This window comes from Roseovarius sp. MMSF_3359, assembly GCF_030733385.1.
In the GTDB taxonomy this organism is placed as follows: Bacteria; Pseudomonadota; Alphaproteobacteria; order Rhodobacterales; family Rhodobacteraceae; genus Roseovarius.
In genome coordinates this window covers 1-13,099 of the sequence record NZ_JASHJC010000001.1, presented here as the reverse complement: position 1 = coordinate 13,099, position 13,099 = coordinate 1, and the positions used below count along the sequence as shown (strand labels likewise).

The window sequence follows — 13,099 nt, the reverse complement described above, 5'->3', positions numbered from 1 at the left end:
TCGTGTCAGTCATGCGCCCAAACGAAGGTGCCGGGCGGGCGGGTGTCGTGGCGCAGAGCGACACGCAGTCGCCCCGCCCGGACTGTGAAGAAAACATCATATCTGCCTCTCCAGATATCTGTTGGCTGCGGTAACTACCGCTGCCATCGCCGCAAAGAAAAACAGCTCATAGAAAGAACGCGCAATTCCAGCGAGATAAGCGATCCGCATTTCTGACAGGAAACTGCCCTGCATACCCGAAATTGAAGCGGTCGCGCGTAATTCGGCAATATTCGCAATGATCATCACGATGCCATAAACGAACAGCAGCGGCGGCAGGACACGAAAGAAAGGCAGCAATTGAACCATCACACCCTCTCGATGATCTTTTCGCCAAACAACCCCTGCGGTCGGAACACAAGGAAGATCAGCGCCAGCACATAGGCAAACCAGTTCTCGGTCGCACCGCCCAGCATCGGGCCAAAGCCGAACTCAAAGAGCTTCTCGCCAACCCCGATGATGAGCCCGCCCACAATGGCGCCCGGGATCGAGGTGAACCCGCCCAGCATCAGCACCGGCAGTGCCTTCAAGGCAATCAACGACAACGAGAACTGCACGCCCGACTTGGTGCCCCACATGATCCCGGCCACCAGTGCCACGAAGCCAGCCACTGACCAGACCATCACCCATATGAAGTTCAGCGAAATACCAACCGACAGCGCCGCCTGGTGGTCATCCGCCACGGCCCGCATCGCGCGGCCCTGCTTGGTATATTGCGCAAAAATCACCAGCGCGCAGACCAACAGCGCCGCCACCACCGTCGCCACGATATCGAGATTGTCGATGAAGAAGCCGTAATCGAAGATGTTGAACGTGGTCTCGTCGATCCAAAGATTGATCCCCTGCGGCAGCCCCACGTCCAGCTTCTTGATATCCGCCCCCCACATGATATCCCCGAACCCCTCGAGGAAATAGGCAAGGCCAATCGTCGCCATGAAAAGGATAATCGGCTCCTGGTTGACCAGATGCCGGAAGATCAGCGTATTGACGATCCACGCCAGCCCGACCATCACCGCCATCGTAAAGAGGATCGCCAGAACCCCCGGCACATGCCAGCCGAAATGGTGAATCTCGGTCCCGAGCATGGCGTTTATCAGGTGCGCAAACGGCACCTGCCCTTCCATGATCCCGACCAGCGTCAGTGCCGCGAAAAGCGCCATCACGCCCTGGGCGTAGTTGAAGATACCCGAGGCCTTGTAGATCAACACAAAGCCCAACGCGACCAGCGCATAAAGCACGCCCGCCATCAGCCCGTTGAGGAACACCTCCATGGCAAAAACCAGTTGTTCAGGCATGGTGCCGCCCTCCGTCCATCAGGATTTCAAGTTCATCAGTCATGCGCCACCCCCAGATAGGCGTCGATCACCGCCTGGTTGCCGCGCACCTCGTCGGGTGTACCGTCCCCGATCTTCTTGCCGTAATCCATCACGACAACACGGTCGGAGAGGTCCATCACCACGCCCATATCATGCTCGATCAGCGCAATCGTGGTGCCGAACTCGTCATTCACGTCGAGAACAAAGCGGCTCATGTCCTCTTTCTCCTCGACATTCATCCCCGCCATCGGCTCGTCCAGCAGCAGGATCGACGGCTCCGCCGCCAGCGCCCGCGCCAGCTCCACGCGCTTCTTCAACCCATAAGGCAACCGCCCCACCGGGGTTTTGCGAATATGCTGGATCTCAAGGAAATCAATGATCCGCTCCACGAATGCCCGGTTCTCAACCTCTTCGCGCTCGGCTTTCCCCTTCCAGAGTGCCTGCGCAAAGAGCCCCGACTTCATCTGCCGGATGCGACCGGTCATGACATTATCCAGCACCGACATACCCTCGAACAACGCAATGTTCTGGAAGGTCCGCGCGATCCCCTGCCGGGCCACCTCGTAAGGCTTCATGGCCGGGCGCCGTTCGCCCTTGTACCAGACCTCACCCTCCTGCGGATGGTAGAAACCCGAAATCACGTTGAGCATCGACGACTTACCGGCACCGTTCGGCCCAATTATCGCGCGGATCTCGCCCTGGCGGATATCAAAACTGATGTCCTGGATCGCGACCACCCCGCCGAAACGCAAGGTGATGTTCTTCATCTCCATCACCACGCCGCCGATCTTGCGGCCATCCTCGGTGGTATATCCCTCGCTCGCATCAAGCATGACACACTCCTCTTGGGCTTCCCATCACGGGACGGTGGGCGGGGCGATGCCCGGAACGGGCGAGCGGCGCATCACCGGCCCTCATTCCGCGGCCACTTTCTGATCCTGCTGCATCGACACCTCGGCACTAACGACCTTCAACGTGGCGCTGATCGACCCCTTGCGACCATCTTCATAAGTGACCTCGGTGGTGGTAAAGATCTCATCCGACCCGTCATAAAGCGCGCCCAGGAGATCTTCGAACTTGTCCGAAATCACCCCGCGCCGCACCTTCCGCGTCCGCGTCATCTCGCCATCATCGGCGTCGAGCTCCTTGTGCAGCACGATAAAACGATGCACTTGGCAATGCGCCAGCATCGGATCATCGGCGAGCGACCGGTTGACCTCTTCCACATGGCTCTTGATGGTTCCGAGCACCTGCGGGTTCCCGGCCAGCTCCTGATAAGACGCATAACCGATATTGTTGCGCTCGGCCCAGTTACCCACGGCATTGAGGTCGATATTGATAAAGGCGGTGCACTCGTCGCGCTGGTTGCCAAAGACGACCGCCTCCAGAATGTTGGGGTAAAACTTCAGTTTATTCTCGACATATTTCGGCGCAAACATCGCCCCGTCGGCCATTTTGCCGACATCCTTGGCTCGGTCGATGATCCTGAGATGCCCGGTTTCGTCGTCAAAGAACCCCGCATCGCCGGTGGCGACCCATCCCTCTTCATCCTTGGTCGACGCCGTACTCTCGGGGTTCTTGTAGTATTCCTCGAATGTGCCGGGGCTGCGGTAAAATACTTCGCCACTCTCGGCGATCCGCAACTCAACCCCGGGGGCGGCCACGCCCACCGTATCGCTTCGCACTTCGCCATCGGGCTGCAACGTGATGAACACCGACGCTTCGGTCTGCCCGTAGAGCTGTTTCAGGTTGATCCCCAAAGAGCGATAGAAATCAAAGATTTCCGGGCCGATCGCCTCCCCGGCGGTGTAGCCCACCCGTACCCGACCAAGGCCCAGCGTGTCCTTGAGCGGTCCAAAAATGAAGAGCTTGCCCAGCAGGTATTTGAGCCGGTCAAGGCCCCCAACGGGTTTACCGTCCAGGATGGCCGGACCCACTTTTCGGGCATGCGCCATGAACTTGTGAAACAGCCATTGCTTGAAACGGCCCGCGTCTTCCATGCGGATCATCACGTTGGTCAGCTGAGTCTCGAAAACCCGCGGCGGCGCGAAATAATATGTCGGGCCGATCTCGCGCAGGTCGGTCATCATCGTGTCCGCGCTTTCCGGACAATTCACGCAGAACCCGGTCCAATAGGCCTGCCCGATGGAAAAGATGAAATCGCCAACCCAGGCCATCGGCAGATAGGCCAGAACCTCTTCGCCCATACCCAGCTTGTCGAACTCGGCGGATGATTTCGACGCCTCGATGATATTGCGGTTCGACAGGACAACGCCCTTGGGTTTGCCGGTCGTCCCGCTGGTATAGAGCATGACACAGGTGCTGTCGTAATCCAGCTTCTCGCGCCGCGCCTTGAGGTCACCGATGAATTCATCATACGCCGCACGGCCCTGGTTCTGCACATGGGAAAACTCGTGCAGCTTGTGATGATCGTATTTCCGCAGGCCCCTGGGATCGACATAAATCATGTGCTCGAACTGGTTGAGCGCGTCCTGAATCTCGATGATCTTGTCGACCTGCTCCTGGTCTTCGACCACCGCGAAACGGGCACCGCAATGGTCCATCACATAGGCCATCTCCTCGGCGGCGCTGTCCTGATAGACCGGAACCGGGATCGCGCCCACCGACTGCGCCGCGACCATCGACCAGTAGAAATAGGGCCGGTTGCGCCCGATGATGGCAACGAAATCGCCCTCGTTCACCCCAAGGTTCAGAAGCCCAAGCGCCAATGCCTCGATCTCTTGTTCGGTATCGGCCCAGGTCCAGCTTTGCCAGATCCCGTATTCCTTTTCCCGATACGCGGCCTTGCTGCCAAACTGGCTGGCGTTGCGTTGCAAAAGCGCCGGAATGGACGCGAGCCCTCCGGTCGCCTGGGGCGACTGTGCCAAATCAAAATCCTCCCGTGCCCGGTTTCCGGACAGATGACCACCTTGAGGCGATTCTCTCGAACCTCAAGGATGTTGGATTATCTTTCGAGGTCAACTTTTACCTGATCATTTCCCAATCCTTACGAATTGTAACACCGGCCGACCAAGCCTTGACACCACCCACCTGCGGCCAGAAACGTGAAGAGACGGAACCGCCGGTCAACCCGCAAAAGGGGCCACGCGATGAAGATTGACTTCTGGTTCGAGTTCGCCTCGACCTACTCCTATCTGAGCGCCATGCGCCTGCCGGCCCGCGCGGCAAAGGCGGGCGTCACGGTGCGCTGGCGGCCGTTCCTCCTGGGTCCGATCTTTGCGGCCCAGGGGTGGCATACGTCACCTTTCAACATCTATGCCGCCAAGGGAAATTACATGTGGCGCGACATGGCGCGGCAATGCGGCCGGCTGGGGCTGACGCTGCACAAGCCCGACCCGTTTCCGCAAAACGGGCTGCTGGCCGCGCGGGTGGCGACGGCGGCGGACCCCGGTCCGCAGATGGTCGCCTTCGTGCACAATGTCTATCTGGCGGAATTCTCCGAAAAGCTCGACATCTCCGACCCGGATGTGATCTCGGCCTGCGCCGGTGCCGCGGGCCTACCCCTTGGCATTCTGGAACAAGCCGGGACCGAGGCGGTCAAACACACCCTGCGCCAGACCACCGAAGAAGCCGCCAGGCGCGGTCTTTTCGGTGCCCCGAGCTTTACCGTGGGCGACGAGCTTTTCTGGGGCGATGATCGTCTGGAACAGGCGCTGGACTGGGCGGTGCAGCATGGCTGAGAACGATCACACCCAAAAGATGATGATTGCCGGACTGAACCTCATTCAGCAGGCCCTGTCGATCTATGACAGCGATCTGAAGCTCGCCGTCTGCAACCACCGATTTCAGGAGATGTTCGACCTTCCCGATCATCTGGTGACGCCCGGGGCGGATTTCGAGGACACGATCCGATACCTCGCAGAGCGGGGCGAGCACGGCCCGATCGACGATATCGACCACTTCATCCAGACCCGGGTGCAGCAGGCCCGCGCGTTCGAGCCGCATTACATGGAACGTCCTCGCGCCAATGGCCGGATGATCAGCGTCGAAGGCTCACCCCTGCCGCAAGGCGGATGGGTCACGGTCTATACCGATATCACCCGCGCCAAACGGCAGGAGGCGCTGTTGCGGGCGCGTTCCGAAGAACTATCCGACCAGTTGACCGGCTATTCCGAGGAACTGACCACCACCAACCGGCAGCTCGAGGCAACGATCACCGCCCTTGAAGCCGCCAAGCGACAATTGACCGCCTCCGAGGCCCGCACCCGGCTGACGACCGAGATGATGCCCGCCCATATCGCCCATGTCGGGCCCGACCGGCGCTATACCTATTCCAACCGACGGCTGAGTTCGGTGATGCCGGGCAGCCAGTCCGAGATCATCGGGCTGACCGTCGAGGAAGCGATGGGGGAGGCTGCGTATCAATCGATCCACACGCGGCTCGAAGATGCCTTTGCCGGCACGCCATCGGTGTTTGAATTCACCCATCAGCCCAGCACACGACGCATCCGCGCGGCCTTCACCCCCGACGATTCCGAAGGCGGTGTCTACATCCTGTCGATGGACATCACCGAAGAGGCGCAGACGCGCGCCGCCCTGCAACAGACCCGCCGCCGCGAGTTGGCCGCGCAGATGACCAGCGGGCTGGCGCATGATTTCTCGAACCTGCTGACCATCATCCTTGGGATGCAATCCAAGCTGCAACGCATGGCCCTGCCGGGCGAGGCCGAGGAGTTGATCGGCGCGACCCTGTCGGCGGCACGGCGCGGCGGCAGCCTGCTCAACCGCATCGCCGACATGACCGGTCACCGCAAACACCATCCGGTCCCGACCGATCTCGGCGCTTTCCTGTCGGATCTTGAACCGCTGGCGCGCTCGACCCTGCCCCAAAGTGTCCGGTTCAAAACCGAAAACCTCGCCGGTCCCGGCGCGTATCTTCTGGATGCCGGGATGTTGCAGGATTCCCTTCTGAACCTCGTGCTGAACGCGCGGGATGCCTGCGGCCCGTCCGGCACGATCACCCTTAGCGTCCGGCCGGTGCAGGACACCTGGCTGGAGTTTTCGGTGGCTGACACTGGTCCGGGTTTCTCCGAACGCGCACTAGACCGCGCACTGGAGCCGTTTTTCACCACCAAGGGGGATGACGGGTCGGGGCTCGGGCTGGTCATGGTCTATGACATGACCCAGATGGCCGGTGGGCGGATGGACCTGTCGAATACCGAACAGGGTGCGCGCGTGGCCCTGCAATTGCCATTGCGACCGGCGGATGCCACACTGCATCCCGGCATGGTGCTTCTGGTCGAAGACAGCCCCGATCTGCGCCTGACGGTACGCGACATGCTGCGCGAGGCCGGTCACACCGTCGTCGAAGCGACGAGCGTTGCAGAGGCATTGACGCTCCTGGTGGAACTCCCTGAAATCTCGGCACTTTTATCCGATATTACTCTCGAAGGTGAGCAAACCGGCCTCGATCTGATCGAGGCGTTGCCAGACGGGCGGTGCCCGGCGTTCCTGATGACGTCCCTGCCGCCAGATGACCCGCTGCACCGGCGCGCCCTGTCGCTTGCACCCGTGCTGCGCAAGCCCTTCTCCGACGCGCAGCTCACCGCCTTTCTCAGCCAGGGAGCCTCCTGATGACCGCCCCGCTTGTGACAATCCTCGACGACGAACCGGCGATCCGGACCATGCTTGCCGATGCGCTCGAAGAGGCCGGGTTTCGCACCCTGACCTTCGCCCGCGCGACCGAGTTCGAGGCATCGTTGAAATCCGTCACGCCCGATGTCTGCCTCGTGGACCTGTCGCTGCCGGATCGGGACGGGCTGACATTGGTGCACCGGCTGGCGTTGGAGCAGGGGGCCACGGTCATCATCATCTCGGGCCGGGCGCAGGTGCAGGACCGGGTGACGGGGTTGGAACTTGGCGCGGATGACTACATCATCAAGCCGTTCGACCCTGCCGAGGTCGTGGCCCGTATCCGCGCCCGCCTGCGCCGCGACACCCCCGTGCGGCAGGTCGCTGAGACCGCAGCGTTCGAAGGCTGGGTGGCGCATTTCGACCGCTATGTCCTGGAAGACGACAAGGGTGAAGAAATCCCTTTTTCCCATGCCGAGGGTGAGGTTTTGCGCCTCTTCCTCGACCGACCGAAACGCCTGATTTCGCGTCAGTCTATGCAGGAAACTCTTGGTGGCGTCGCCGGGGACAGCTTCGATCGGGCGATGGATGTCCGTATCTCACGGCTCAGGACGAAACTCCGCGAAGATCCCAAAAACCCTCGCCTTATCAAGACGATATACGGCGCGGGGTACATCTTCCTAGGGGATGTCACCTGGCGATGACGCCACGCTGATGCGCGATTGATGAAACCAAAATGTTGTCGAAGGTGGGCCGCCTGTTATTCCGCTTTAGCTTGACACTCTGCATTACAGAGCGTAACTCTGAAAAACAGAGTTCATCTGGAGCAGAGCCTAAAAATGCGCATTCTCAACATTACAAATGGCGACGGTGCGGCAGGAATTCTCAAGGCGAGTTCCGTTCCGGGTGATGTCCTGCCATGGCGGGATCCGATGCATCACGGCCCCTTTCCCGCCGGTTTATCCCTCGACGAGCTGCGACCCGTTCGGGCGCGCTATCTCGTGGGGCCCAAAGGGGACGCGCGCGCAGCCGAGCGAGACCTGCGCTTGCGGGATGACCATCTGAAGGCCGCTGCGACCTATGACCGTGTGGTGCTGTGGTTTGAGCATGATCTGCTTGACCAGTTACAGATTTTGCAGCTCCTGGATTGGTTCGCGGCGGCGCAATTGACCCACATTGAGCTACGGATAATCTGCATTAACCAATTCCCCGGGATGGACCGGTTTCGTGGGATCGGAGAGCTTGACCCCACCCAGATGTTCTCTCTGTTGGACCAGAGCATCGCGGTCACTGATGACATGCTGAAACTGGCCCAACGGGGGTGGGCCGCGTTCCGGTCAAATGATCCAACGGCTCTCAGCGCCCTTATCAACACCGACTTGTCATCCCTGCCCTTTCTGAAAGCCGCGCTTTCGCGTCATCTTGAAGAATTTCCCTTCACGACCACTGGCTTGAACCGCACCGAGCAACAAATACTCTCGCTGGTGGCGGGGGGTGTTCACGGACCCGTTGAGCTTTTCTGGCAGAACATGGACCGTGAGACCGCGCTTTACATCGGTGATTGGCGCACGTTTTCGATCATCGACAGGCTCTGCAAGGCGGGTTTGCTCACCGCCGAGCCGGGCACGTTCTGGCACCCGCCTGCTTCGCCGGAAGAGCAGCCTGTCTTCCGGCAACAGCGGCTGATGCTGACGGATTTCGGCCAGGAGGTGAGGTCTGGCAAAGTCGATGCCACTGGCGAAATCGCGCGGGATGAGTGGCTTGGCGGTGTGCATATTCAATCTGGCCAAAGCTCCTGGGCCTGGGATCCGGAGACGCAAGAACCCGTTCTCCGGGCGTTCTAGACATGCGTGAGCTGCCCAAACTTGACCCCATGTTTCACCAACAGGTACGCACCCGTATCGCGATGTTGCTCTATGTTGGTGAGCCGAGCTTTTCGCAGCTGAAGTCCTCGCTTGCGATTACAGATGGAAACCTGGATGCGCATTTGCGGAAACTGAGCTCGGCCGGATATCTTCACAGCCGGATGGTGTTGGACGCACGGCCACATACCGTCTACCAGCTTTCAGAGAGCGGGTTGCACGCCTTCGAGACCTATCTCGATGCGTTGCGTGACATCCTCAATCTCGCGGATGAGATGCCTCTCAAATCGTAGCAGACCGGTTACAAGCCGCCATCGGTCGGTAAATGCCTGCGCCGTTAGCCTTCTGACGGCGCCTTTGTGGGCGGAACGGCCATTCTTGACTTAGCTTGGAAGTGGCGCATCGACGGCGCCCGCGGTGGCGACCTGTCGTATGTGATATGCACTTTATCCATGCCACATCCGAAGAACCTCAAATACTGCCGGAACCTCGCCAAATCGCCGCCGCGTGGGAGCGCGCCGTCGATGCGCGGCGCCCTGCGGGCTTGAAACCGCGCGAGGTGCAAACCCGAATACACGCAGCGGGCTCAATGCAAATATTGACACCCGGGCGAGGTCATCGGACTTGTTGGCGGTAGTGGCGTTGCCAACTGTCCGGCGTCTGGCGATGGCGCTCAAGGCCGGCAGTCCCACCCGGCCCATGCACAACCGTCGAAAGCGCAAAAGAGCTATGCCATTGGCAAATCTTCACCTTCCGCAAAGCAAAAATGCGACCTCTCCGACGTCCCCAAACGATGTAAGAGGCTTACTCCGCCGCCACGGCACCGGGTTCCATTGCCTCGACCTTAACTGCCGAAAACTTGAACTCGGGGATTTTGCCATAGGGATCAACCGCCGGGTTGGTCAGGATGTTGGCCGCTGCCTCCACGTAGGCGAACGGCAGGAACACCATGTCCGGCGAAATCGCCCGGTCGGCGCGCGCCATGATGACGATGCTGCCGCGCTTGGTCGTCAGGCGCACGTGATCGCCCGGCTCCACGCCCAGCTTGCGCAGGGTGGACGGATGCATAGAGCAATTGGCCTCGGGTTCGACCGCATCCAGCACGGTGGCCCGGCGCGTCATCGACCCGGTGTGCCAATGTTCCAACTGGCGTCCCGTGGTCAGGATCATCGGATACTCGGCATCGGGCGTATCGTCCGGCGCGATGACATTGGCGGGGGTGAAACGCGCGCGCCCCTCGGGCCGCGGGAAGCCGTCCCCGAAGACCACCGCCTGGCCCGGATCTTCGGGGCTGAGGCTGGGATAGGTCACGGCGGTATTTTCCAGCCGCTCCCAGGTGATGTTGTCGAGTGAGCGCATGTTGATCGCCATCTCGGCAAAGACTTCGCTGGGATGCGAATAGGTCCAGTTGAGCCCGCAGCGTTTGGCCAATTCGACCTCGATCTGCCAATCCTCTTTCGCGTCGCCCGGAGGGGCCACGGCGGGCCGCAACATCTGCACCTGACGGTTGGTGTTCGACACGGTACCGGACTTCTCATAAAGCGCCGAGGCGGGCAGGATCACATCGGCATAGTTGGCCGTCTCGGTAATGAAAATGTCCTGCACCACCAGGTGATCGAGTTTCGCCAACGCATCGCGGGCATGCTCCACATCCGGGTCCGACATGGCCGGGTTTTCACCCAGAATATACATCGCCTTGATCTGGTCGTCATGAACCGCATCCATGATCTCGGTCACCGTCAGGCCCTTCTCGTTCGAGAAATCACCGGATTTCCAGACATCGGTAAAGGCCGAGCGGACGCCGTCATCGGTCACCGTCTGATAATCCGGCAGGAACATGGGGATGAGGCCCGCATCGGATGCGCCTTGCACATTGTTCTGACCGCGCAGGGGGTGCAGCCCGGTGCCTGGACGCCCCACATGGCCGCACATCAAGGCAAGGCTGATCAGGCAGCGCGAATTATCCGTGCCGTGGATATGCTGCGAAACGCCCATACCCCAGAAGATCATGCCCGACTTGGCGGTGGCAAAATCACGGGCCACGGCGCGCAGGGTCTCGGCTGGGATGCCACAGATTTCTTCCATCTTCTCCGGCGTGAAATCCGCCAGATGCGCCTTCTCCGCCTCCCAGTTCTCGGTATAGGCGTCGATATACTGCTGATCGTAAAGACCTTCTTCGACGATCGTGTGCATGATCGCGTTGAGCATGCTGACATCCGCACCGGGACGGAATTGCAGCATATGGGTCGCAAACCGGCGCAGGCCCACGCCGCGCGGGTCCATCACAATCAGCTTGCCACCGCGCTTGGTGAACTGCTTGAAATAGGTCGCCGCCACAGGATGGTTCTCGATCGGGTTCGCACCGATCACAATCGCCACATCGGCGTTTTCGATCTCGTTGAACGTGGCCGTCACCGCGCCCGAGCCGACATTTTCAATCAGCGCCGCCACCGAGGACGCGTGACAAAGCCGCGTGCAGTGATCCACGTTATTGTGACCAAAGCCCTGGCGGATGAATTTCTGGAACAGATACGCCTCTTCGTTGGTGCATTTGGCGCTCCCGAACCCGGCGACTTCACGCCCCCGGCCCTTCAGGCCCCCGGCGGCAAAGTCCAACGCCTCGTCCCAGCTCGCCTCGCGGAAAAACTCCTGCCAGTTGTCAGGGCTCACGTTCAGCCCCTTGGCAGGCGCATCCTCTCGGCGAATGAGCGGCTTGGTCAGGCGATGCTGGTGATGGATATAATCGTATCCAAACCGCCCTTTGACGCACAGGCGGCCTTCGTTCGCGGGGCCATTGATCCCCTCGACATATTTCACCTTGCCGTCCTTGACCTTGATGCTGATCTGGCAACCGACACCGCAGAAGGCACAAACACTGTCAACCTCACTGTCGTAATCCTTGCTGTCGCCCACCTGGCCCGCGTCCACCACGCTCGATGGCATCAGCGCGCCCGTCGGGCAGGCCTGCACGCATTCGCCGCAGGCGACACAGGTGCTGGCGCCCATCGGATCGGCGAAATCGAAGGTCGGATAGGCGTCATGGCCGCGCCCCGCCATACCGATCACGTCATTCACTTGCACCTCACGGCAAGCACGCACGCAGAGGCCACATTGAATGCACGCATCCAGATTGACGTTCATCGCCACATGGCTGTCATCCAAAAGCGGGATGCGCCCCTCTTCCAGCTTGGGAAAGCGGCTTCCGCTAACACCATTGGCCTCGGCCATGTCCCAGAGGTGGCTCGACTTGTCGTGCGATTGGTCGCGCTCTGGCTGATCGGCCAGGAGCATTTCGACCACCATCTTGCGGGCGGATTCGGCGCGGGTCGAGTTCGTGGTCACCACCATGCCGTCCGCGGCCTCGCGAATGCAGGAGGCAACCAAGGTGCGCTCGCCCTCAACCTCGACCATGCAGGCGCGACAGTTGCCATCAGGACGATAGCCCGGCGCAGGTTTATGACAGAGATGCGGAATGACCAACCCACGCCCATGCGCCACTTCCCAGATCGTCTGACCGGCTTCGGCCTCGACTTCCTTGCCATCCAGGGTGAATTTGATCGTCTCGGACATGCGCCTTACTCCTCGTTCGAGCCATCTTAAATCATGCCCGGCAAAAAGGGAGTCTGCAAATCCCGACACCTCCCATTTGTTTTGCGCCATGCCGCGACAAGTGATCGCCGCGACGACCTGTTTTTCTACGTTGGCGATCTGCCGCCGACACCCGGCAGATATTCGCTGACCTAACGGCAACGGGCTGGATTTCGTTAACGGATTCAACGCACTCTAGCGAATCAAGAGATTCTCTTTTAGGTTGAGTAGTTGATACTGAATGCGCAAACAGGTTGACCATCATCCGCGGGGTTCCGGCGATATGCATATCGAATGCCACAGCGCGCAAATTCTGCACCATTGGAGCGCCAACAAGGGCCGCCTCCTGAGCGGTGCCGTGTTGGTCGAATTCACCCTGCACGACACAGCCCTCGCGGATCAGCGCCTGCGCAGCAAGCTGGTGGAGTATGTCTGCTTTCAAACCGATCCCGGCTTTAGCGAAATCCACAAGATCCGACGCCTCGAACGGCGCGCCTATGAACAGGTGATGCGCTACTTCGAAGGCGAAGGCGACCGCGAGAACCTCTTTGCGGACGGGCCTGAACCGGCCCAACGCGACGGCCTGTCACCGGAGGACGAGGCCGACCTTGTTGCGGAACTTCGCAATATCGAACTGGAATTCGACTTTGTGAATTAGACCCGCGTCTCACTCATGCGCCCCGGCCCCGTGGCGGAAGGGGG

At 60.4% G+C, this 13,099-nt stretch carries 11 protein-coding genes; 6 read left to right on the top strand and 5 right to left on the bottom strand.

What is annotated here, in order from left to right; genetic code table 11:
- Nucleotides 1–96: 96 nt before the first annotated feature.
- The 4 genes from RBB29_RS00055 to RBB29_RS00040 all read right to left on the bottom strand — a co-directional run bounded on the left by RBB29_RS00055 (nucleotide 97) and on the right by RBB29_RS00040 (nucleotide 4,243).
- Nucleotides 97–348 (bottom strand): hypothetical protein, encoded by a 252-nt coding sequence (locus RBB29_RS00055; protein WP_306113108.1) that lies wholly within the window; start codon nucleotides 346–348, stop codon nucleotides 97–99.
- Complete coding sequence (locus RBB29_RS00050; RefSeq protein WP_306113107.1) at nucleotides 348–1,334, bottom strand: branched-chain amino acid ABC transporter permease; 987 nt, start codon at nucleotides 1,332–1,334, stop codon at nucleotides 348–350. Before RBB29_RS00050 ends, RBB29_RS00055 begins: the two co-directional genes overlap by 1 nt.
- 35 nt (nucleotides 1,335–1,369) lie before the next feature.
- On the bottom strand, nucleotides 1,370–2,188 hold the full coding sequence (locus tag RBB29_RS00045; RefSeq protein ID WP_306113106.1) for an ABC transporter ATP-binding protein: 819 nt from the start codon (nucleotides 2,186–2,188) through the stop codon (nucleotides 1,370–1,372).
- An 81-nt stretch (nucleotides 2,189–2,269) separates the two neighbouring features.
- Nucleotides 2,270–4,243, bottom strand: a complete 1,974-nt coding sequence (locus RBB29_RS00040) for an AMP-binding protein (protein ID WP_306113105.1) — start codon at nucleotides 4,241–4,243, stop codon at nucleotides 2,270–2,272.
- Nucleotides 4,244–4,465: 222 nt separating this feature from the next.
- Here RBB29_RS00040 and RBB29_RS00035 point away from each other — a divergent pair, with 222 nt between their 5' ends.
- The 5 genes from RBB29_RS00035 (at nucleotide 4,466) to RBB29_RS00015 (ending at nucleotide 9,102) form a co-directional block, all read left to right on the top strand.
- A complete protein-coding gene (locus RBB29_RS00035; protein WP_306113104.1) occupies nucleotides 4,466–5,056 on the top strand; it encodes a 2-hydroxychromene-2-carboxylate isomerase in 591 nt (196 codons plus the stop codon).
- A complete protein-coding gene (locus RBB29_RS00030; RefSeq protein WP_306113103.1) occupies nucleotides 5,049–6,950 on the top strand; it encodes a PAS-domain containing protein in 1,902 nt (633 codons plus the stop codon). The genes RBB29_RS00035 and RBB29_RS00030 overlap by 8 nt, the downstream gene beginning before the upstream one ends.
- Nucleotides 6,950–7,651, top strand: a complete 702-nt coding sequence (locus RBB29_RS00025) for a response regulator transcription factor (protein WP_306113102.1) — start codon at nucleotides 6,950–6,952, stop codon at nucleotides 7,649–7,651. The genes RBB29_RS00030 and RBB29_RS00025 overlap by 1 nt, the downstream gene beginning before the upstream one ends.
- Before the next feature lie 135 nt (nucleotides 7,652–7,786).
- The gene (locus RBB29_RS00020) at nucleotides 7,787–8,791 is read left to right on the top strand and encodes a hypothetical protein (RefSeq protein ID WP_306113101.1); all 1,005 of its coding nucleotides are present in this window, start codon (nucleotides 7,787–7,789) and stop codon (nucleotides 8,789–8,791) included.
- Nucleotides 8,792–8,793: 2 nt separating this feature from the next.
- Nucleotides 8,794–9,102, top strand: coding sequence for a transcriptional regulator (locus RBB29_RS00015; RefSeq protein ID WP_306121079.1), 309 nt, complete (start codon nucleotides 8,794–8,796; stop codon nucleotides 9,100–9,102).
- A 511-nt stretch (nucleotides 9,103–9,613) separates the two neighbouring features.
- Here the strand turns inward: RBB29_RS00015 and fdhF are convergent.
- The gene (fdhF, locus tag RBB29_RS00010) at nucleotides 9,614–12,379 is read right to left on the bottom strand and encodes a formate dehydrogenase subunit alpha (protein ID WP_306113099.1); all 2,766 of its coding nucleotides are present in this window, start codon (nucleotides 12,377–12,379) and stop codon (nucleotides 9,614–9,616) included.
- Between the two features lie 259 nt (nucleotides 12,380–12,638).
- On the opposite strand from fdhF, the gene RBB29_RS00005 reads away from it, so the two are divergent.
- Nucleotides 12,639–13,055 carry a hypothetical protein gene (locus tag RBB29_RS00005; RefSeq protein ID WP_306121078.1) on the top strand — a complete coding sequence of 139 codons (417 nt, stop codon included), beginning with the start codon at nucleotides 12,639–12,641 and terminating at the stop codon, nucleotides 13,053–13,055.
- Nucleotides 13,056–13,099: the final 44 nt, after the last annotated feature.

Coding starts and splice junctions, on each gene's coding strand:
- RBB29_RS00050 (WP_306113107.1), bottom strand. CDS start 1,334: ATGCCTGAACAACTGGTTTTTGCCATGGAGGTGTTCCTCAACGGGCTG.
- RBB29_RS00055 (WP_306113108.1), bottom strand. CDS start 348: ATGGTTCAATTGCTGCCTTTCTTTCGTGTCCTGCCGCCGCTGCTGTTC.
- RBB29_RS00030 (WP_306113103.1), top strand. CDS start 5,049: ATGGCTGAGAACGATCACACCCAAAAGATGATGATTGCCGGACTGAAC.
- RBB29_RS00025 (WP_306113102.1), top strand. CDS start 6,950: ATGACCGCCCCGCTTGTGACAATCCTCGACGACGAACCGGCGATCCGG.
- RBB29_RS00020 (WP_306113101.1), top strand. CDS start 7,787: ATGCGCATTCTCAACATTACAAATGGCGACGGTGCGGCAGGAATTCTC.
- RBB29_RS00045 (WP_306113106.1), bottom strand. CDS start 2,188: ATGCTTGATGCGAGCGAGGGATATACCACCGAGGATGGCCGCAAGATC.
- RBB29_RS00035 (WP_306113104.1), top strand. CDS start 4,466: ATGAAGATTGACTTCTGGTTCGAGTTCGCCTCGACCTACTCCTATCTG.
- RBB29_RS00005 (WP_306121078.1), top strand. CDS start 12,639: ATGCGCAAACAGGTTGACCATCATCCGCGGGGTTCCGGCGATATGCAT.
- fdhF (WP_306113099.1), bottom strand. CDS start 12,379: ATGTCCGAGACGATCAAATTCACCCTGGATGGCAAGGAAGTCGAGGCC.
- RBB29_RS00015 (WP_306121079.1), top strand. CDS start 8,794: ATGCGTGAGCTGCCCAAACTTGACCCCATGTTTCACCAACAGGTACGC.